Raw genomic sequence first — 19662 nt, forward strand, 5'->3', positions numbered from 1 at the left:
TCGCGCATCGGCTACCGTGGCAGGGCGACCGCGCGAACGGCGAAGGCTGGCAGTGTAGAGTGTCGCGACAGTTGCAACACCCAGCCTGACTGAAACGAATTAATGCCATACGTGAAACGATGGAGTCCGCCCTGGACGATCACTGACGGCCGTGCCGGCAATGTGCGGCAGGCGGTGGCCTTGGCCACGGCATTGAAGCTGGGGGCGCATCGTCCGCTGGTGCTCGCACCGCGTGCGCCCTGGCGCTGGCTGGCCCCGCGCTGGTTGCCGGGTGGGGCCAACGGCTACGGCGAGGCCTTCGCCACGCTTGCCGCCGAGGTACCCGAGCTGGCCATTGGCTGTGGCCGCCAGGCGGCCGGTGCGCTGCGCGAACTGCGCCGCCGTGGCACCAAGGTGGTCCAGATCCTCGACCCTCGCCTCAGCCCACGTCACTGGGACCTGCTGGTGGTGCCCGAGCATGATCGCCTGCGCGGCAGCAACGTGCTCACCCTGCTCGGCAGCCTCAATCCGGTCAACGATGACTGGCTGGCTTGTGGCCGTGCGGCATTCGCAGCGTTCAGCGCCCTGCCCGGCCCGCGCACCGCGCTGCTGGTGGGTGGCCCCACGCCGCACGCGCCCTGGCACGAGCCGGACATGGTGCAGGTCTTCCAGCAGCTCGCTTCCCAGCTGCGCGAGGAAGGCGGCAGCCTGCTGGCGACGACCTCGCGGCGTACCCCACCGGCCCTGGTGGGAGCGTTGCGCAGTGCCTTCGCCGATGTGCCGAATGTGATCTGGGGCGACGGCGGCGACGGCGTGAATCCCTATGCCGGGCTGCTGGGGTGGGCCAACCGTGTGGTGGTCTCGCCGGATTCGGTGAACCTGCTCTCTGAAGCGTGCGCGACGCGCATGCCGGTCGCCGTAGCATTGGCCGACCAGGCGCAGGGGCGGCTGGGGCACTTCCAGCACGCGCTGCGCGAACGGGGCCGGTTGCAGCCGCGTTGGCTGGATTGGCAGACGCAGGGCCGCATCGAACCGCTGCGCGAGACCACGCGTGTTGCCGATGAAGTACGGGCGCGGTTGGGGATTCAGGCCTGACGCTGTCGCACAGCGCTATGATGCGGCCGCGGCCGGTGCCGCCGGAGACTGTGTGACATGGATGTACCTTTCGCTGCCCGGATCAAACGCCTGCGCCCGCTTTTTCTTTGTGGCGCCCTGCTTGGCGCTGCGCTGACCGCGCAGGCCGAACCGCAGTGCGTGGAGCGTCATCCCACCCCGCAATCGTTGGCGGCGATGTTCGATGTGGCATTGACCGCCGGGGAAACACTCGACGCGCTGGACGGCGTGGACGTGGTGATCATCGCCCGCGGTGGCCAGGACCTCAGCAAGTACGGTCTGCGCCATAGCCACCTGGCCTTCCTGTTGCGTGAGGCCGATGGAAACTGGCGCGCGGTGCACCTGCTCAACCACTGCAAATCACCGCAGTCCGAGCTGTTCCGGGAAGGACTGAGTACCTTCATCGGTGAAAGTGGCAGCCATACCGATCTGCGCATCGGGGTGCCGACGCCGGCGGTTCGCAAGGCGTTGATCGCGATGCTGACCCCGCCGGCCATCCAGGCGCGTGCGCTGCATGAGCCCCGCTACAGCGTGGTCGCCTACCCGTTCCGCGACGAGTACCAGAATTCCAATCAGTGGGTGCTCGAGGTGCTGGCCGCTGCACTGGCGCAGGAGGACGACGGGACATTGCTGATCAAGCGTGCTCAGGCGCAGGTCTGGCTGAAGGAGCGCGACTATCGCCCCAGCACGTTGCATATCGGCGTGGCCAAGCGGCTGGGCGCGCGCTTCTTCGTGCCCAATGCTGCGGTGACCGATCATCCGGCCAGCGAACGCATCTCGGGCAATTACTCGGTGGTGACCGTCGAGTCCGTGTTTGATTTCCTTGCACAGCGTCACGCGCTGCAGCAGGAACTCACCGTGGCCCACGTGCCGGTGGACGGCGCTGCGGCACCGAAACCATGAGCGCGTCATCCCCTACCCTCCCCAGGAACTGCGTCATGACGAAATCCCTTCTCTGCGCGAGCCTGCTCGCTGTGTCTGCGCTTACCTTGCTCCCTGCATCGGCCGGCAATCTCAACGGCAATCAGGCCTCGGGCGTGAGCGCAGTGATCAGCGTCTACACCGTCTCGTTCATTGCCGCCTCGCCGGTGTTGCTGGTGGCCAAGGGGTCGCAGAGCGTCCGCGAAGGTTCCAAGCGCACCAAGCCTGATACCGGCAAGGCCGCGCCGCTGCCACCGATGGCCGTGCAGCAGATCGATCGCCAGCCCGACGGGGGTTTCCACGTTGCGCTGCAGCGGCCTGACGCCCCCGATGCGACCGCGCTGATCGACTGGCCGGCACGCGCGGACAATCCTGCCGCGACGCTCAAGGTGGGCGATGTGCTGCATTTCGAGCCGACCGAGGTTGGTGCAGGCTGGACCGTGAAGGCCGCCGACGGTGCGGCGTTGGCGTTCCTGCCGACGCCCGACGCGGCCGCCGGACAATCCAGCGAGCGCTGGTAAGCGCCGGTTGCCCTCTCCTCTTTCTGTGAACGGAGTGATCAGATGAAACCGCTCTCCCCGCGCGTCATCGCCCCGGTACTGGTCGTGGCGCTGTTCGCCGCCAGCCTGCCGGCCCAGGCGCAGTACTCCGTCTATCGCCACCCGGTCGCCAGCAGCGTGGCGGTGACCTCGGTGGTAAGTCTGGTCGTCGTCACCGCGCCGATCTGGCTGACCTCGGCCGGGATCGGCAAGCTGCACGACGGATCGGTCCAACGCAGCCGGGCGCGCGTCGCCCGCGCGGAAAAGGCCGGCCCGCTGCCGCCGCTGACCGTGGAGCGGATCGAGCCCCAAGCCGATGGCGGCTTCCAAGTGGCGCTGAAGAACCCCGACGCGCCAGACGACCTGGCACTGCTGCAGTGGCCGGCCCGCAGCGACACGCCCGCGCCCGCGGTGGCAGTGGGCGATGTGCTGGCCTTCGAGCCGACGCCGGCCGGTGCCGGCTGGACCGTGACTGCGGTCGACGGCGCGGCCCTGGCCTTCCTGCCGACCACCGACGCTGCCGCCAGCAACCTGAGCGAACGCTGGTAGGCAAACCGGCCCGGGCTGGCCCTGGGGTGGCCAAGCCCGGATAATCCGCCGCTTCCCTCACTCCCCGGCTCGCCATGTCCGCGCGTCCTGCCATTGCCTTTGCCCCGTTGACCGTGCCGTCGCTGCTGCTGGCGGTGCTGGCCATGGGCGTGGTGGTGCTGGGCAGCAACGTGCTGGTGCAGTACCCGATCAACGACTGGCTGACGTGGGGTGCCTTCAGCTACCCGGTGGCGTTCCTGGTGAGCAACCTCATCAATCGCCGCTTCGGCCCGCAGGCCGCGCGCAAGGTGGCCTGGGCGGGCTTTGCGCTGGCGGTGCTGCTGTCGATCTGGATCGCCACGCCGCGGATCGCGGTGGCCTCGTGCCTGGCCTTCATCGCCGCGCAGCTGCTGGACATCACCGTGTTCGACCGGCTGCGCCGTGGGCATTGGTGGCGCGCGCCGATGGTGGCGACCACCTGCAGCGCAACGCTGGATACGACGATTTTCTGGAGCATCGCCTTCGCCGGTTCCAGCCTGCCGTGGGTGAGTTGGGCGCTGGGCGATCTGGCGGTGAAGTTGATGATCGGCGTGTTCCTGCTGGCGCCGTTCCGCGCGTTGCTGTGGAAGATGGCACCGCGCCCGGTGTGACATTGGGCGCCGATCGCCCACTACCGGTGCCAGAGCACCGCGAGGCCATGCCCGGACAAACCGCCGTCAGCTCACAACGTCGATCCGCACCTGGAACGGCAGCCCCGCCGCATCGCTTGCCGCGGTGATCATCGCGCGCGCCGCTTCCAATGCCGGTGTCGGTGGCGCCAGCCGCGGGCGGCGGTCCAGCGTGCAGGCCAGGCCCACATCCAGCAGCGCCGCATGCGCCTCGTGCAGGCCATCGCGGGTGCCGCCGGGCAGCCAGGCGATGTCGGCCAGTGCATCGATCAGGCTGGGGGTATCGCGCGGCAGCACCACCTGCGGGTGCGTGCCGGCGCTGTCGAGCACGCCGGTCTGCAGCAGGAATTCGAGATCGACAATGCCACCGGCGCCCTGCTTGAGATCGAGCCGTGCGGCATCGCTGCGGTCCAGTTCGGCACGCATGCGCGCCCGCATCTTGAGCACGTCGGCGTAGAGCACCGCGTTGTCGCGCGGGCGCGCCAGCGTTTCCGCGCGCACCCGTTCGAAATCGGCCAGCAGCGAGGCATCACCGGCGATGGCGCGGGCCCGTACCAGTGCCTGATGCTCCCAGGTCCAGGCACGTTCGCGCTGGTATTCGGTGTAACTCGCCAGTGAGGACACCAGCGCGCCTTTGCCGCCATCCGGGCGCAGGCGCACATCGATGTCGTACAGGCGGCCGGCGGCGGTGACCGCGCCAAGCATCGCCATCACCTTCTGCGCCAGGCGCGCGTACCAACGGCCGGGATCCAGTGGACGCGGGCCGTCACTGCTGTCCTGATCGGCCGGATGGTCGTGCAGGAAGACCAGATCCAGATCCGAGCCGAAGCCCAGCTCCAGTCCGCCCAGGCTGCCGTAACCGATGATCGCGAAACGCCCGCCGGGAATGCCGCCATGCTGGCGCTGCATGTCGGCCTGCACCAGCGCGAGCACGGTGACGACGACAGCTTGGGCGAGTTCGGCCAGTTGCCGGGTCGTATCGACAGCGCGCTGGCGGCCATCCAGCGTGGCCATCGCCATGCGGAAGCTCAGCGCCAGCCGCGTCTCGTTGAGCAGGCGCAGCGCGGCTTCGGGATCGTCGATGGTCAGCGCGACAGCGCACTCGGCCTGCATGCCCGCCGCATCCGGCATCGGGCCGGAGACACGTACGTCCAGCAGTTCATCAAGCAGCAGCGGATAGGCTGCCAGACGCTCGGCCAGCAGTGCACTGCGTGCAAGCACGTCGACCAGGCGCGCCAATGCACTGGGTTGTTCATCGAGCAGGGCGAGATAGCTGGTGCGGCGCAGGATCGCCTGCAGCAGACCGAGTACGCGCTTGAGCGCGGCATCCGGCTGCGGTGAGCGCGTGGCTGAGTGCAGCAGCGCCGGCAGCACGCGGTCCAGGCGCGCACGCGCGGCGTCGGACAGCGACTTCACCCCGGAGCTCTGCGCGAAATCACGCAGCGATTGATCGGCGCTGCCGGCGTCGAAGAAGCCGGCCTCGGCCAGCACCTCGGCACTGCCGTTGTCGGGCAGCCCACGCCAGTAGCTGGCCAGCGCATCCGGCGCTGCCTGACCACGGCGCGGTGCGAGCAGCGCGGCGAACTCGGTGCTGACCCGCTCGCGCTGCACATCCAGCGCGGCGACCAGCGCGTCCCAGTCGTCGTAACCGAGTCCACTGGCAATGCGCAGGCGGTCGGTGGCGTCGGTAGGCAGCGCGTGGGTCTGTGCGTCGCGCAGCATCTGCAGGCGGTTTTCCAGGCGACGCAGGAAACCGTAGGCATGCAGCAGGTCGGCGCCGTCCTGCTCGGCCATCTGGCCGGAGGCAACCAGCGCCGGCAGCGCGTGCAGCAGGCGACGCTCGCGCAGCGGCGCTTCGCGGCCGCCGCGGATCAGCTGCAGGGCCTGCGCGAGGAATTCGATCTCTCGGATGCCACCGGGGCCGCGCTTGATGTCATCGTGCATCTCGCGGCGCGAGACCTCGGCGGTGATCGCGGCCTTCATCTCGCGCAGACCATCAAGCGCGGTGAAATCCAGATAGCGGCGGTACACGAATGGGCGCAACGTCTGCAGCCACGCTTCGCCCGCCGCGATATCACCGGCGACGGCGCGCGCCTTCAGCCAGGCATAGCGCTCCCAGTCACGGCCTTCGCGCTGGAAGTACTGGTCCATGCCGGCGAACGACAGCGCGACCCGCCCGGCATTGCCGAACGGGCGCAGGCGCAGATCGACGCGGTGGCTGAAGCCATCCACGGTGGTGTCATCCAGCAACCGCGCCAGACGCTGGCCAAGGCGTGCGAAATACTCCTCGGCCGCGAGCGGGCGCGCGCCATCGGATTCACCGCCCTGCGGGTAGGCGTAGACCAGATCGACATCCGAACTGAAATTGAGTTCGCCGCCACCGAGCTTGCCCAGCCCGAACACCACGAGTTGCTGCGCGCTGCCGTCGGCCGCGCGGACCACGCCATGGCGGCCGGTGAATTCCTGCTCCAGCGCGGAAAGCGCGAGCTGCAGGCATTCCTCCGCCAGGCGGGTGGCACCGGCGAGCGTGGCCGGAACGTCATCCAGCCCGGTCAGGTCGCGCCAGATCAGGCGGGTGGAGGCGGCGGTGCGATAGCGGCGCAGGCGCTGCTGCCATTCGCTGGGCTGCAGTGGATCCAGTTCCGGCAGCGGCAGCGGGGGGCAGCCGTCCTGGGTGAGATGCGACAACAGGGCCGGCTGGCGGCACAGGGTGTCGATGGCGAAATCGCTGGTGACGGCCAGCGCGCGCACGGTGTCGAGTACCGGCGCCGGGGGCGGCCAGTGGCCGCCATCGGTCAGCGACAGGGCCAGGCGGGCCAGGGCGCGATCAACCAGGGGAACAAGGGCGTCGGGGACGCGCGCGGGCGCGGCAAGGTCGGAAATCGGCATGGGGGGATTATGCCGGTCGCGTGTCGACACGGGAGACCCCATCGGCACCCCGGTACTCCGGAGGCGAGACATAAAAAAGCCCGCTTGCAGCGAACTGCCAGCGGGCTCTGCTCCCTCCCCCACGTCGGGATGCAGGTCGATCTTCTAGGGTCGGCGACGAACTTGCACGCTGCACTGCAAAACAATACTTGCGGGTACAGAAGAAGGTGGAATACCTGAACAGGGAGGCAGTGGCGTGAAAACGCCATCCCACCAAGGTAGAACCCCTGCCACTGCGCGGATCGCCGATAATGGAGATCCCCCCAAAAACGTTGTCGTCATGTCTGTCGATCGCATTGCAAACGCGCATCTGCGTGACCGCGTTGTCTCCGCCGAAGCTGCCGCCGCCCTGATCCAGCCGGGTGAAACCGTCGCCATGAGCGGCTTTACCGGTTCAGGCTACCCCAAGGCGGTGCCGGTCGCGCTGGCGCAGCGCATCGAGGCGGTGCACGCCCAGGGCCTGCCCTTCCAGATCAGCCTGATGACCGGTGCCTCGACCGCGCCGGAGCTGGATGGCGCGCTGGCCAAGGCCGATGGCATCGCGATGCGCATGCCCTTCCAGAGCGACCCGGATGCGCGCAACCGCATCAACGAGGGCAAGCTGGATTACATCGACATCCACCTCAGCCATGTCGCCCAGCACGTGTGGTTCGGCTTCTACGGCGATATCGACACAGCGGTGATCGAGGTCTCGGCGATCCGCGAGGACGGCTCGCTGGTGCCCTCCACCTCGGTCGGCAACAACAAGACCTGGCTGGACCTGGCCAAGAAGGTGATCGTCGAGGTCAACGAATGGCAGCCGGCCGGCGTGGACGGCATGCATGACATTTACTACGGCACCGCACTGCCGCCGCACCGCAAGCCGATCCCGCTGGTGCACGCCAACGACCGCATCGGCGAGACCGCGCTGCGCTGCGACCCGGACAAGATCGTGGCCGTGGTGCGCACCAACGGCCCGGACCGCAACAGCCCCTTCAGCCCGATCGACACCACCAGCGAGCAGATCGCGCAGTACCTGATCGAGTTCCTCAAGCACGAAGTGGCCAAGGGCCGCCTGCCGGCCAACCTGCTGCCGCTGCAGAGCGGCGTGGGCAACATTCCGAACGCCGTACTGGCCGGGCTGGCCAAGAGCGGCTTCCGCGATCTGAGCGCGTTCACCGAGGTGATCCAGGACGGCATGCTCGATCTGCTGCGCGATGGCGTGCTGAGCTACGCCTCGTGCACCGGCTTCGCGCTGAGCCCGCAGGCGAACGAGACCTTCAAGGAACACATCGATTTCTACCGCGAGCGCATCATCATGCGCACACAGGAAATCTCGAACCATCCGGAGCTGGTGCGTCGCCTGGGCTGCATCGGCATGAACGGGATGATCGAGGCCGACCTGTACGGCAACGTCAACTCGACCCACGTGATGGGCAGCCGGATCATGAACGGTATCGGCGGCTCGGGCGACTTCGCGCGCAACGGTTTCCTGTCCGCGTTCCTGAGTCCTTCGACGGCGAAGAACGGCAGCATCTCGGCGATCGTGCCGATGGTCAGCCATGTGGATCACACCGAACACGATGTATCGGTGATCGTCACCGAACAGGGCCTGGCCGATCTGCGCGGGCTGACCCCGCGCAAGCGGGCGCGGGTGGTGATCGACAACTGCGCGCATCCGGATTTCCGCGATCAGTTGAACGATTACTTCGACCGCGCCAGCCGCGAGAGCTATGGCAAGCACACCCCGCATCTTCTGCCGGAAGCCTTGTCGTGGCACCTGGGGTGGGTGTATACCGGGACGATGACGGCGTAATCGCCCACGGGTTGTTGTGCCGGCCGCTGGCCGGCACCACGCATCACCGTCCGCAAGCCCGGATGCGCGTTTGGTACATGCGGAGCCGGCCAGCGGCCGGCACTACCGTACAGCGGTACGAAGGCTCGCCAGCGACTCGGCCTGCAGCCGCGCGTAGATCGCGAACTCGTCTTCCACCTTGATGCCCAACGCCTGCTCGAAAGCATCGCGGTTGGCATGTGCAGCGTAGGCTCGCTGTTCGTGGCCGCCGAGGTTCGACTGGAAGATGCCCGCGGCGCTGACCGGCAGGAAATCCTCGTAGACGATCGGGTCGGCGCTGGCCAGGCCGGCAGCGATCAGCGCTTCTGCCGGTAGGTCGCCGACGGCGGCCGGGTTGCCGCGACCGGCGTCGGTCAGCGCGTAGCGGTAATAACCCAGGCCCTCGCGACGCAGGGTGTCGTGGTCGTCCGGGAAAGCAGTGAAGGCCTCGGCCAGACGCGTCGGATAGTCCTGGCCGGTGCTGCCGGCACCACCACTGTCGCGCGCCTGCGCCAGCAGCTGGTCATACAGCGCGCGGCCCTTGGGCGTCAGGGCGAGGCCACGCTGTTCGATCTCACCGAAGCGCGCGGTGTGCGTGCCCGCATCGCCTGCGTCCCCGGAGGGGAAGTGCACGGTCTCTTCCAGCGCCTTGAAGCTGGTCTGGCGCAGCAGGATCGGGCAGCGGCGTGGTGGCGGGCCTTCGATCACGGCCTTGGCGTCGATGCCGCGGGCGAGCATGCCGGCCTGCGCAGCGTCGATGTCCAGCGTGCGCGGGGTCAGGTGATTGATATGCGGGCCGCGGAAGCTGACCACGTCGGCAATCAGCCGGTGCGCATCATGCAGCGCGTGGTAGGTGGCCAGCGAAACCGTGGCATCGCCGTGCCAGCGGAAGGTTTCCAGCGCTTCGATGACAAAGCGGCGCGCGTCGGCTTCGTCAAGACCGCCGTCGCGTTCGGCCTGCGCGATCAAGGCCAGCGCGGTGTCGGTGAAGATCCGTCGCTCGGCAAGAATGGCGGCGGACTGCTCACGCAGCGCGGCGTTCTCGATCAACTCCAGCCGCAGCAGCGAGGTGAACACCCGGAACGGATTGCGCGCCAGCGCCTGCGCGGTGCGCGGGCGGAAGGCGGTGGAATGCACCGGCACACCGGCCACCGAGAGGTCGTAGTAGCCGATCGGGTACATGCCCATGAGCGCGAACAGGCGGCCCAGCGTGGCCAGTTCTTCCGCGGTGCCGACCCGGATCGCGCCATGGCGCTCCTGGTCGAGGCGGGCGCGTTCGTCGGTGCGGTCCAACTGCTCGGCCAGCGCCGGGTTGGAGGTCAGCACAGCGTCGTTGATCTCGGCCACCAGGTCGACCAGCGTGCCGTACAGCGGCACCTCGGTGCGGTACATGGTGGACATCGCCTGAGCGAACAGGCTGCGGATATCGTCGGGTGAAACGAAACGGTCGGCGCTCATGACGTACTCGGCAACGGATCACGGGGAGGGGGCAGCAATCCGCCATTGTCGCCGAGGCGGGAGCGCGCGGCGATCTGCACAGCAGCAAAGACCTACTTCAGCGCGCGACGGCATCCGGCGGATTGGCCGCCGTGCGCTGGCGCTGCTCGCGGTTGCCGAGCTGGCGCTGCAGCGTGGCGTCGAGCGTCACCGGGCGATCCCAGTGGTCGTGGCTGGCGACGATGGCGTGGCGCAGGGCACGCCAGTGCAGGTTGGTCGGCGTGACCGGCAGCTCGGCCACCACCGCTTCCCAGCGCTTGGCCCCGCCCTCCTCCGGCACTGCGCGCGACCACACCTGCACGCTCTCGCGGCAGGAACGTTCGATCACGTGCGCCCAGAAGCAGGCGAAGTAGATGTCGCCGGCCTGCCAGTCATGGGTGTGCATCAGCGCGGCGATGTAGCCGCGCGAGACGCCGGCGTAGCGCGACACCTCGTCCAGGAAACTGTCCGGGTAGCGTTCGGCGTAGTGGTTGATGTCGCGCAGCTGGGTGTCCACCCAGGCATCGCCGGTGTCCACCACGTAGGCAGCGGACTTCTCCGGGGTCTGCTCGGCCACGGCTGCCCAGGGCAGCATCAGCAGCAGCGCGAGCAGGCCGGCGCGCATCATCCGGCCTGCGCGGCCTTGGCTTCGATGGTCCGCAGTGCCTGCGGCCAATCAAAAGCAGTCGGTGCATCGACCATGCGCGGCTCGTCATCGGCCACGCCGTGCTGGGTCTCGTGCGCCCAGGTCACTGCGTACGGGGTATGGATACCCCAGCCGCCCAAGGTGATCACCGGTTCGATGTCCGAGCGCAGCGAATTGCCGACCATCACGAAGCGCTGGATCGGCAGATCGAACTCTTCCAGCACGCGGGCATAGGTTTCCGGGTCTTTCTCGGAGACGATCTCGATGCGCGGGAACAGGTCGCGCAGGTTGGCCACCTTGATCTTGGCCTCCTGATGGAACAGGTCGCCCTTGGTGATCAGCACGACCGGATAGTCGCGGGCGATCTCGGTGACCGATTCAAGCACGCCGTCGATCAGCTCGACCGGGTGGCGCAGGGTGTCGTGGCCGATATCGAGCATCTGCTGCAGATCGCGGGCGCTGATGGTCTGGTTGGTGATTTCGATCGCGGCTTCGACCATCGACAGGGTCATGCCCTTCACGCCGTAGCCGAATACGCCGAGGTTGCGCTGCTGCACTTCGAGCAGATGGCGCGCGGTCTGGGTGTCGTGCACGTCGATGTAGCGCGACAGGATGTCCAGATAATCCTGCTCGGCCTTGCGGTAGTAATCCTCGCTCTTCCACAGCGTGTCATCACCGTCAAAACCAACCAGGCCGATAGCGCCTTGCGGCGTGGGCAGGGAAGTCATCATCGGCCAAGGATACCAACAGCGGGCCAGCGGCCCCACCCCGGCGGCGCACAAAGAAAGGGCGACCGAAGCCGCCCTTTCCCCCTCACTGCGCTACCGGTGTCCCGGTCCTTACTTGCTCTGCTGGGCGCCGTTGCCGGCCGGCTTGCCCTGCTGGGCGGCCACATACGCCTTGTACTCATCCGGCGAGAGCTCGCCGTCCTTGTTGGTGTCGGCCTGGTCGAACACCTGGGCCAGACCCGCGTTCACCTGGGCCTCGGCCTTGCTGATGGTGCCGTTGCCGTCGGTATCCACGCTGGCCCACGTCTGGCCACCGCCACCACCGGCCTGCGCGGAGGCCTGCGCTGCGGCGTTGGCCGCGGTATCGGCTGCGTCACCGGCCTGCGCTGCCGCCTGCTGTGCCTGGGCGGCCTGATTCTGCGCCTGCGCGGCACTCTGCTGTGCCGACTGGGCCATCGCCGGAATGGCCAGCACACTGCCTGCGGCGACGATCAGGGCGATCAGGGGCTTGCGGTTGCGAATAGTCATTGGGGTGGTCTCCTTGGTAGGTATTGCGCGGCCTGTTGTTTCCGCACGGCCCCACACTGCCACCCTGTTTGTGAATCGATATTGGGCCTCAACCGCCCTGCGCACGCCGTCTTAACCACCCCCACGAAAGCGTGCATTACCGCGGTGGTTAGCCGCAGGTGAGCGGTTGGTAATGCGCCCATTCATTGGCCCCGGATTTAACCGGATGCGAACGCAATCTCACGCGGTGTTGCTGTTTTTTTCGCCTGAGCGGGAACTGAACACAAGCCACCCCAGCGCAACACCACCGATCGCGCCGGCCACTTCGAGCACCACGCGCGAGCCCAGCTCGTTTGGATCATGAATACCGGCCAGGAACAACCGCGCATACAGCGGCGACTCCAGCCGCATCATGCCCATGTAGAAGAGATTCCACGCGTCGATGCCGGCCGAGGCCACCACCGCGATCACGCAGGCCCAGCCGATCGCATGCCCGTCGGTCCAGCCTGCCCAGCGGCACAGCCGGTGCCACAGCGCATACACCAGCAGCCCGACCAACAGCGCGATCAGCCCTGCCTCCAGCGTTCCCAGCAATCCGAAGTGCAGTGGCAGGTTCATCGTGGTCCGGTCAGGCGGTCAGCGCACAGTGTAACGGCGCGCCTCAGCGGACCGGCACGTCGTAGGCGGTGCTCGGCGCGGGCTCGGGCTGCAGGGTGAAATGCCACCACTCCATCGGGTAGTTGGCGAAGCCGCGGCGAGCCATTGCCTGGCGAAGCTGCTGGCGGTGGCTGCGCTGGGCCGCGCTGATCTCCGGCGCGTCGGTATGTGCGCGCGGGCCGAAGAAGTCGAAGTCGGTCCCCATGTCCACGGGGGCGCAGGATCCGCTGCGGCAATCGAGCAGGGTCAGGTCGACCGTGGCAGCCCGGCTGTGGCCGGAGGTCTCGGCGATGTAGTCGCCAAGCAGGGCCGGCTTGTCGATGTCCGGATACTGCTGCGCCTTGCGCGACTGCTCCTTGGGATCATGTGCCCAGGCGACGAAGGCCGTCACGGCGTGGGCCGGGCGGTAGCAATCGAAGATCCGCAGCGCGAACCCCTCGGGACGCAGGTCGGTCTCCACCTGCGCCAGCGCGGTGGCGGCCGGGGCAAGCAGATAGCACTTGGGTGCGTCATAGCCGGGCACACGCTGGCCGGTGAAGTTGTCCGGGCCGGCGTAGCGGATGTCCTGCTCGATCCCCGGTGCCAGCGTGCGGATGTCGACCAGCCCGGCCTCGGCGACATCACGCGCGGGCGAGACCGTGACCGCTGGCGCCGCCGCGTGGGCACTGCCGACCAGCAGCGCCAGCAGCAGCGCGCTACGGGCAATCGCCGATGCGGGTGAAGTGCAGGTCCTGGTAGTCATAACTGAAGTCGATCTCCGGATCGATCGGGGCCAAGGTCAGCGCGGGCGTCGCGCCTGGCTGCTGCTGCAACCAGGGCTCGGCATCGGCCCCGAGCGTATCCCACTGCACCAGCCAGCGCGCGCCGAGCTGCATGACCTGACCCCGCAGCATCGGCGACTTGGCGACACTGAAACGCAGGCGTCCCTGTTCCGGGCACAGCAGGGCCTCGCCCAGCCAGGGGTCGCGATACCGACCTTGCGCAGAAGCGGTCACACGTAGCGAGGCCGGTTGGCGCGCGCGGGTATCCGGCCGTACCTGCCCCGCATCGCGGCGCTCGGTGCGCTCGCGTTGCAGCAGGGTCAGATAGTGATCCACATCAGCACCGTCCTCCGGTGCGGTGTAGTGCTTCAACGCTGCCTGCATCAGCGCGGTGCGGGCGTCCTCGGCGTCGCTGTTGATCAGGATCACCACGCCGATCTTGCGGTCCGGCAGCAGCGCCAGCGAGGAATACATGCCCGACAGCGTGCCGGTGTGGGCCACCTTCCAGTGCCCGTCCATGTACGACAGGCGCCAGCCATAGCCATAGGCGGAAACATGCGCATTATCCCAGCGGCGTTGGCGCTCGCCCAGCGGCATCGGCATGTGCGCGGTCCACAGCGCGCGCCGCTGCGCGGTATCCAGCCAGCCGGGCGCAAGCGCCGGATCGAGCAACACCTGCATCCAGCGGGTCATGTCGCGCAGGCTGCAACGGATGCCACCGGCGGCCATCGAGGTCAGATCGGCACTGGTCTCGCCATCGGCACCACGCACCACGTTGCGGCCGTCTTTGCGCGTGTGCGGCTGGGCGACGTTGCCGACCGCCGCGACCGACCACGCGCCGACCTGGCAGCGGTCCATGCCGAGCGGCACAAAGACTTCCTCGCGCAGCAGTTGATCGTAGGGTTTGCCACCCGCTGCGGCGGCAACTTCGCCCGCAACCACATACATCAGGTTGTCGTAGGCATAGCCGCTGCGGAAGCTGGTGACCGGCTTGAGATGGGCCAGCCCGGCGATGATGTCCTGCCGGGTGAACGCGTTCGGCTCAGGCCACAGCATCAGATCGCCCGCCCCCAGGCCCAGGCCGCTGTTGTGGATCAGCAGATCGCGGACCTGCATCTGCTGCGTGACCCATGGGTCGTGCATGCGGAACTGCGGCAGGTACTTGATGACCGGGTCGTCCCAGCGCAGTGCGCCGCGGTCGACCAGGCGCGCCAGCAGCGCAGCGGTCATCGCCTTGCTGTTGGAGGCGATCTTGAAGAGAGTGTCCGGGTTGATGGCCTCACCCTGCCCGCTGCGGCGCTCACCGCGGGTGCCGGTGAAGACAAGGTGGCCGTCGTCGACCACGGCCATGGCGATGCCCGGCAGGTGTTCGTGCGCGACGGTCTGATCGAGCAGGCGGTTGAAGGTGTCGGCGGGATCGGCTGCCCGTGCGCTCGGGGCGATGGCCAGGGTGCAGACCAGGCCAAGCGTGAGAAGGCGGGAGCGACTGTGTGTTGAAGCGCGTGACGGCATGGGTTCCCTCGTCATGACCGGAAGGCGTGCTTCTTTGGCCGCCGGTTGAAAGCTGTACCGACCAACGGTCGGTACCTACCGGATGGCGGTGAAGGCAGGTGCCGACGCACTGTCGGCACCTGCCACGTGCGGGCCGGATCAGAAGTTCCAGGTCACCATCAGCTGCGTGTACCGCGGGGCCTGCCAGCGGGTGCCGGTGTTGAAGGTATTCTCACGCACCTGGCCCGGCTGGGCTTCATAGCGCTGGTGCACGTTGATGACGGTCTGGTTGTTGAACAGGTTGTAGACCGACAGGCGCGCGCTCAGGTCGATGCCCTCCACCGGCAGACGCCAGGTGACATTGGCGCCCATGGTCCAGGTCCACGGCAGGCGACCGAAGGCACCGCGCGGGCTGTACTCGAACTGGCGCAGGTTGTACGGACCCGAGCAGTTGGCCACGCACAGCCAGCCGGTGCCACCGCCGCTGCCTTCGCTGGAGGTGCTGCCACCGGCCACGGTGTCGTTGGGCCACATCACGCCGAAGGCGGTGATCGGGCCACCGGACAACACCTGCAGCGTGGTGCCGAACGACCACTGCTCGTTCAACGCATACGCGGCGCGGAACTTGAACTGATGGCGGAAATCATTGAACAACGGGCCATAGCGCTGGTTGTTGGACGGATGATCCCAGTGCTGGACCATGCCGGTGTCGCCGTAGTTGGTGTCCGAGTTGACCGGACCTTCGAAGTTGCCATCGCTGCGCGACCACAGGTAGGACGCGTTGAACAGCCACTTCTCATCCCATGCACGATCGATCTGGAACTCCAGTGCCTTGTAGGTGCGCTTGGGCTTGGAGTAGCCGACCACCTCCAGGCTGCCGCCCTTGCGGTAACCATCCTTCGAGGTGTCGATGGTGATCCAGCCCTCGGTGGCGCAGCCGATGCTGGAGTCGCCCCAGATCGTCAGGCTCTCGCCGGGGTTGGCGATCGGCCACAGGGTGGTGCCGGTCGGCCCGCACGGGGTGTGGTTGATGCGCATGTCGTCCAGCGCGCGGTCCATCTTGCGGTAGGTCGCGTTGACGCCCCACGACCAGGCCTGGTTGATCATGGTCTGGAAGCCGAGGATGTACTCGTCCTGGTAGACCGCCTTCAGGTCCTTGTCCACGCTCTGGCGAAGGTCGGCCGCGCCGGTGTTCATGCGGGTATCGACCGGGCCGATCTGCTGGCCGATGACCGGCGCCATGTATGGCGCACCGGTGACCGGGTTGGCCTGCTGTTGCCAGCCGTTGAGCACGTAGTAGGAATATTCGTCGGTGAGGCCGCCGGCGAAGTTGACGTTGATGTTGTTCGTCACCGGCAGGTAATAGCGGCCGGCGTTGCCGAACAGCTTGGTGCTGCCGTCGCCCTTCATGTCCCACGAGAAGCCGAAGCGCGGTGCGATCAGGTCATCCATCTTGATGAAGGCGTCGCCATCGGCGGTGCGGTTCTCGAAGCGGTCCCAGCGCACGCCGAGGTTCAACATCAGGTTCGGGGTGATGTTCCAGATGTCTTCCAGGTAGAAGGCGTTGGCCTCGGTCTCGAAGGTGCCACCGGAGACGCGGTTGCGCGCGCGCAGCATCTCGGTCACGCCCGCGGGAACATAGGCATTGGCGCCGTCCCATACCTCATCACCCGGGCGGGCCACGTAGGCGGTATAGCTGAGCTGGGTCGGGCCCGGGTAGCGGGTGGACTGCTCGGTGGTCATCAACTCACGGTCCACGCCGAAGCGCAGCAGATGCGTGCCCAGCTGCCATTCGAAGTCCAGGCGGGCCACCTCGCGCGTGTCATCGCGCTCGGCAACCGCGGCACCGGTAGGGTGGCAGCCTGCGCGCAGGCCGTTGAGCTTGCCCAGGCGGGAGGCATAGCTGGCATCGGTGAACACCGGGCTGCACGCCTCATCGAGCGAGGAGTTGGTGAAGGCCCGCTGGTTGTTCTCGCCCACCATGGCGCGCGCGGTGAAGTTTTCGCCGAAGTGACCGGTGTACGTCGCCGACCAGTTCTTGCCACCGGTTTCGGTGACCGAATCACCGCCCCACGCGCCGATCTGGTCGTCATCCCAGTCGTAGTTGTACGCGCCATTGGTGATCTCGCCTTCGTCGGAGAAGGCCAGCAGTGCGAGGCTGTGGTTGTCGTTGATGTTCCAGTCCAGCTTGGCGCCCCAGAAGCCGTTGTCGCTCTTGTTCTTGAACCAGCTCAGCGCATCGGAGGAGGTGTTGTGGCCGGTGTCGTTGCGGTCCTCATACATCGCGAACAGGAACAGCTTGTCCTTGATGATCGGGCCGGACCCCCACACGTTGGTCTTCAGGAACGAGTTGTTGTCGCGGCTGGCATAGGAGTGCGGCGTGCCGTCACGGTGGAAATGGTCACGCGGGCTGGAGCGCAGTGCGCTTGGTTCGGCAGTGACTTCCACGCCCCCTTGGAACTCGTTGGTGCCCGAGCGTGTCACCGCATTGATCACCCCGCCCGTGGAGCGGCCGAACTCGACGGAGTAGCCACCGGTCTTGACCTGGAATTCGTTGAAGAACCCGAACGGCGCGCTGGAGAAGCCGCGGCGGGTGTACATGTCGGTGACGTTCAGGCCGTTGATGAAGACCGCGTTCTCGGCCACGGAAGAACCGGCAAAGGACAGGCCACCGAAGGAGGAGTTGCCGCCAACCACGCCCGGTGCGAGCAGCGCCACCGCCGAGAGGTCCTGCGCCACCGGCAGGCGCGACAGCTCCTGGCGGTTGACGTTGAACGAGGTCTCGGTGGAGTACACATCCACGCGATTGACCACACGGGTGCCGACCACCTGCAGTGCATCGAGGTTGACCACGCCGCCGCTGCTGGCCAGGTTGACGGTGGTGGTACCGCCGACCGCCACGCTGACCGCGAACGGCTCGCCCAGCGCCTGGCCATCGCGGCTGACCTGCAGCTGGTAGTCGCCCACCGGCAGTTGGCCAAGACGATAGCTGCCATCGGCGCTGGCCGTCACCGTCCGGGTGAGGCCGGTAGCCGTGCTGACCACAGTGACCTGGTCACCCGCGGTCGCACGCCCGGCCACCGCACCGCTGACAGTCTGTGCCGAGACGCCCATCGGCACCAACGTGCCCAGACATACCCCGAGTGCGGCATACAACGCCGCGCGCTTCAATCGATGTGCATTCATTCCCTGCTCTCTCCTGCAGATGTGGAATCGTGGATACCGCCGTTTACCGCGTTGCCTCCAGTGGCACCACGTGCGACTGGACGTCGTAATTCCATTGATCGAAGTACAGGTTGCCGCCGGACCACTCGGCCTCACCGCGCTGGGAGTCCACCGTGTCGGAGCGGAAATGCTGCTTGGCTGGGACAAGCGACTGCGCGTAGTCGTCGTTGAAGGCGATGCGGTACGCATCCAGCCCGCCCAGGTAGAAATCACGCAGTGCCGGCTGCGGGCTGTCCAGCCGCCCGGTGGTGACATCCATCGGCACCCAGCCGTACGGCGCCAGATACACCGCGCCCCAATCGTGCAGATTGTTGTAGCCGACCGCATCGTCCGAATACACCATGCCCGACTGCCAGCGCGCGGGGATGCCGTTCAAGCGCAGCAGGGCGATCAACAGCAGCGTCTGCTGCCCGCAGTCCGCGTGGCCGGCGTGCAGGGCGTAATCGCTGATGTTGGAGATCGTCGCGTACTCGCGCGCGCCGGCCCATGGAATGCGGTCCACGGCATCAAACAGCTTCTGCACGATGCGGTACGGATCAGTTTCCGTGCCTACCACCTGCTGCGAGAACGCACGCAGCGCCGGGGTAAACATGATGTGCGGCGCCTGCTCGGCGAGGTACGGGGTCAGCGCAGGATCGTTCGGCGTGGGCTGCACCTTGGCCGGATCGATCACGATGTGCCGGGCATACACGGTGACCGCATAGCGGATCTGGAACTCGGTGGGCGTGCCCGCCACCGCCTTGCGCTCCAGGTAGGCGGTGCGCTGCAGGGTGGCTTCAGGCGCCACTTGCGCGCCGGCAGGTGTACTCGCGATCCAGGTGATGTCCTGCTGCTGGCCGGCAATGGCGCGCGGGTACGGAATCCACGCGCGGATGGTTTCTCCGGCAGGCACCGCATCGGGCTTGACCACCAGCGACTGGGTCACCTCGATGCGACGCGGCACCAGGCTGGTCGCGCCTGTGGCACGAGCGGCGGCGACGATCTCCTCGTGGTGCGGGTGCAGGTGCTCGTAGGGGCCGTCCTTCGGCACCGGCGCATCGGGCGCGCGCCGGGCACGCGCCTCGGCACTGATGCGGAACAGGTTGGATGGCGCGCGCTTGAAGTAGCGGCGCTGGCCATCGATATCCAGGTGTTCGATCAGGCCGGCCGCCTCCCAGCGTGCAAACTCCTCATCGCGAAGATCGGGAATCTGTTTGCGCAGCTGCGCTTTGGCGGCCGTCGCATCCAGGGTGAAGTCCAGGCGCATGCGACGCATGCGTTCGCGCTCGAAGGCATAAGCCTGACGGTCCGCTGCCGACAGGGCCGGATCCTGCAGCGCCGCGGCGATGTCGGCCTCGGCCTGCGCGAACGCACCGCGGTCGATCCCGGAAATCACCGTCGGCAGCGCGGCTGGCGCGGCGGCCAGCCCCCACGGCGTTGCCAGCAGGCCAGCGCACAGGCACCAGACAGCAGGCAGAGGCAATCGCGGTTTGCGCAACACAGGATCCACGGCGACACTTCCCAAGGTGCGGGTGGGGTAATCGCTGTGTAACACGGGCCTGATAGCCGGTCAATAATTTATTCTTGCTTTCGCCGAAAAAAGGAATAAATATTCCTGATGCTTCCGAGGAGGGTGACCGCGTGATGATCCAGGCTTCCCCCCACCGCCCCGTGCGGTCCCGCTGGCTGTCGCGCACGCTTCT

Annotated in this window: 16 protein-coding genes; 6 read left to right on the forward strand and 10 right to left on the reverse strand. The window is 67.2% G+C overall.

The genetic code is table 11. The annotated features are described in order from the left end of the window. Positions 1-102 precede the first annotated feature (102 nt). The 5 genes from ABE464_RS17100 to ABE464_RS17120 all read left to right on the forward strand — a co-directional run bounded on the left by ABE464_RS17100 (position 103) and on the right by ABE464_RS17120 (position 3730). Positions 103-1074, forward strand: coding sequence for a mitochondrial fission ELM1 family protein (locus ABE464_RS17100; RefSeq protein ID WP_346472916.1), 972 nt, complete (start codon positions 103-105; stop codon positions 1072-1074). Between the two features lie 57 nt (positions 1075-1131). Then, complete coding sequence (locus ABE464_RS17105) at positions 1132-1995, forward strand: DUF2145 domain-containing protein (protein ID WP_070471515.1); 864 nt, start codon at positions 1132-1134, stop codon at positions 1993-1995. Positions 1996-2030: 35 nt separating this feature from the next. Beyond that, positions 2031-2534: a hypothetical protein gene (locus ABE464_RS17110; protein WP_070471516.1), complete on the forward strand. Its 504-nt coding sequence runs from the start codon at positions 2031-2033 to the stop codon at positions 2532-2534. Positions 2535-2576: 42 nt separating this feature from the next. After that, positions 2577-3101, forward strand: a complete 525-nt coding sequence (locus ABE464_RS17115) for a hypothetical protein (protein WP_070471517.1) — start codon at positions 2577-2579, stop codon at positions 3099-3101. Between the two features lie 74 nt (positions 3102-3175). After that, positions 3176-3730 (forward strand): queuosine precursor transporter, encoded by a 555-nt coding sequence (locus tag ABE464_RS17120; RefSeq protein ID WP_346472917.1) that lies wholly within the window; start codon positions 3176-3178, stop codon positions 3728-3730. A 66-nt stretch (positions 3731-3796) separates the two neighbouring features. On the opposite strand, the gene glnE is transcribed toward ABE464_RS17120, so the two are convergent. Beyond that, positions 3797-6637, reverse strand: a complete 2841-nt coding sequence (glnE, locus tag ABE464_RS17125; RefSeq protein ID WP_346472918.1) for a bifunctional [glutamate--ammonia ligase]-adenylyl-L-tyrosine phosphorylase/[glutamate--ammonia-ligase] adenylyltransferase — start codon at positions 6635-6637, stop codon at positions 3797-3799. A 319-nt stretch (positions 6638-6956) separates the two neighbouring features. Here glnE and ABE464_RS17130 point away from each other — a divergent pair, with 319 nt between their 5' ends. Continuing rightward, on the forward strand, positions 6957-8471 hold the full coding sequence (locus ABE464_RS17130) for an acetyl-CoA hydrolase/transferase family protein (RefSeq protein WP_346472919.1): 1515 nt from the start codon (positions 6957-6959) through the stop codon (positions 8469-8471). A gap of 102 nt (positions 8472-8573) precedes the next feature. Here ABE464_RS17130 and ABE464_RS17135 read toward each other — a convergent pair whose 3' ends face one another. The 9 genes from ABE464_RS17135 to ABE464_RS17175 form a co-directional block, all read right to left on the reverse strand. Next, positions 8574-9947, reverse strand: coding sequence for a VOC family protein (locus tag ABE464_RS17135; RefSeq protein WP_346472920.1), 1374 nt, complete (start codon positions 9945-9947; stop codon positions 8574-8576). Positions 9948-10044: 97 nt separating this feature from the next. Next, positions 10045-10593: a hypothetical protein gene (locus ABE464_RS17140; protein WP_346472921.1), complete on the reverse strand. Its 549-nt coding sequence runs from the start codon at positions 10591-10593 to the stop codon at positions 10045-10047. Beyond that, positions 10590-11342, reverse strand: coding sequence for an HAD family hydrolase (locus ABE464_RS17145; protein ID WP_346472922.1), 753 nt, complete (start codon positions 11340-11342; stop codon positions 10590-10592). Before ABE464_RS17145 ends, ABE464_RS17140 begins: the two co-directional genes overlap by 4 nt. A 108-nt stretch (positions 11343-11450) precedes the next feature. Beyond that, positions 11451-11867: an EF-hand domain-containing protein gene (locus ABE464_RS17150; protein WP_070471524.1), complete on the reverse strand. Its 417-nt coding sequence runs from the start codon at positions 11865-11867 to the stop codon at positions 11451-11453. 219 nt (positions 11868-12086) lie between these two features. After that, positions 12087-12464: a hypothetical protein gene (locus ABE464_RS17155; RefSeq protein ID WP_070471525.1), complete on the reverse strand. Its 378-nt coding sequence runs from the start codon at positions 12462-12464 to the stop codon at positions 12087-12089. Between the two features lie 43 nt (positions 12465-12507). Then, positions 12508-13245 (reverse strand): M15 family metallopeptidase, encoded by a 738-nt coding sequence (locus tag ABE464_RS17160; RefSeq protein WP_346472923.1) that lies wholly within the window; start codon positions 13243-13245, stop codon positions 12508-12510. After that, complete coding sequence (locus tag ABE464_RS17165) at positions 13199-14776, reverse strand: serine hydrolase domain-containing protein (RefSeq protein ID WP_346472924.1); 1578 nt, start codon at positions 14774-14776, stop codon at positions 13199-13201. The genes ABE464_RS17160 and ABE464_RS17165 overlap by 47 nt, the downstream gene beginning before the upstream one ends. A 138-nt stretch (positions 14777-14914) precedes the next feature. After that, the gene (locus ABE464_RS17170; RefSeq protein WP_346472925.1) at positions 14915-17941 is read right to left on the reverse strand and encodes a TonB-dependent receptor; all 3027 of its coding nucleotides are present in this window, start codon (positions 17939-17941) and stop codon (positions 14915-14917) included. Between the two features lie 43 nt (positions 17942-17984). Further along, positions 17985-19469, reverse strand: a complete 1485-nt coding sequence (locus ABE464_RS17175; RefSeq protein WP_346472926.1) for a transglutaminase domain-containing protein — start codon at positions 19467-19469, stop codon at positions 17985-17987. Between the last annotated feature and the right edge of the window lie 193 nt (positions 19470-19662).

This window comes from Stenotrophomonas sp. TWI587, assembly GCF_039674145.1.
GTDB classification, from domain to species: Bacteria; Pseudomonadota; Gammaproteobacteria; order Xanthomonadales; family Xanthomonadaceae; genus Stenotrophomonas; species Stenotrophomonas maltophilia_AY.

What these genes read in the sequence shown, in the direction of transcription:
- ABE464_RS17100 (WP_346472916.1), top strand. Translation starts at nt 103, where the DNA reads ATGCCATACGTGAAACGATGGAGTCCGCCCTGGACGATCACTGACGGC.
- ABE464_RS17105 (WP_070471515.1), top strand. Translation starts at nt 1,132, where the DNA reads ATGGATGTACCTTTCGCTGCCCGGATCAAACGCCTGCGCCCGCTTTTT.
- ABE464_RS17110 (WP_070471516.1), top strand. Translation starts at nt 2,031, where the DNA reads ATGACGAAATCCCTTCTCTGCGCGAGCCTGCTCGCTGTGTCTGCGCTT.
- ABE464_RS17115 (WP_070471517.1), top strand. Translation starts at nt 2,577, where the DNA reads ATGAAACCGCTCTCCCCGCGCGTCATCGCCCCGGTACTGGTCGTGGCG.
- ABE464_RS17120 (WP_346472917.1), top strand. Translation starts at nt 3,176, where the DNA reads ATGTCCGCGCGTCCTGCCATTGCCTTTGCCCCGTTGACCGTGCCGTCG.
- glnE (WP_346472918.1), bottom strand. Translation starts at nt 6,637, where the DNA reads ATGCCGATTTCCGACCTTGCCGCGCCCGCGCGCGTCCCCGACGCCCTT.
- ABE464_RS17130 (WP_346472919.1), top strand. Translation starts at nt 6,957, where the DNA reads ATGTCTGTCGATCGCATTGCAAACGCGCATCTGCGTGACCGCGTTGTC.
- ABE464_RS17135 (WP_346472920.1), bottom strand. Translation starts at nt 9,947, where the DNA reads ATGAGCGCCGACCGTTTCGTTTCACCCGACGATATCCGCAGCCTGTTC.
- ABE464_RS17140 (WP_346472921.1), bottom strand. Translation starts at nt 10,593, where the DNA reads ATGATGCGCGCCGGCCTGCTCGCGCTGCTGCTGATGCTGCCCTGGGCA.
- ABE464_RS17145 (WP_346472922.1), bottom strand. Translation starts at nt 11,342, where the DNA reads ATGATGACTTCCCTGCCCACGCCGCAAGGCGCTATCGGCCTGGTTGGT.
- ABE464_RS17150 (WP_070471524.1), bottom strand. Translation starts at nt 11,867, where the DNA reads ATGACTATTCGCAACCGCAAGCCCCTGATCGCCCTGATCGTCGCCGCA.
- ABE464_RS17155 (WP_070471525.1), bottom strand. Translation starts at nt 12,464, where the DNA reads ATGAACCTGCCACTGCACTTCGGATTGCTGGGAACGCTGGAGGCAGGG.
- ABE464_RS17160 (WP_346472923.1), bottom strand. Translation starts at nt 13,245, where the DNA reads ATGACTACCAGGACCTGCACTTCACCCGCATCGGCGATTGCCCGTAGC.
- ABE464_RS17165 (WP_346472924.1), bottom strand. Translation starts at nt 14,776, where the DNA reads ATGCCGTCACGCGCTTCAACACACAGTCGCTCCCGCCTTCTCACGCTT.
- ABE464_RS17170 (WP_346472925.1), bottom strand. Translation starts at nt 17,941, where the DNA reads ATGAATGCACATCGATTGAAGCGCGCGGCGTTGTATGCCGCACTCGGG.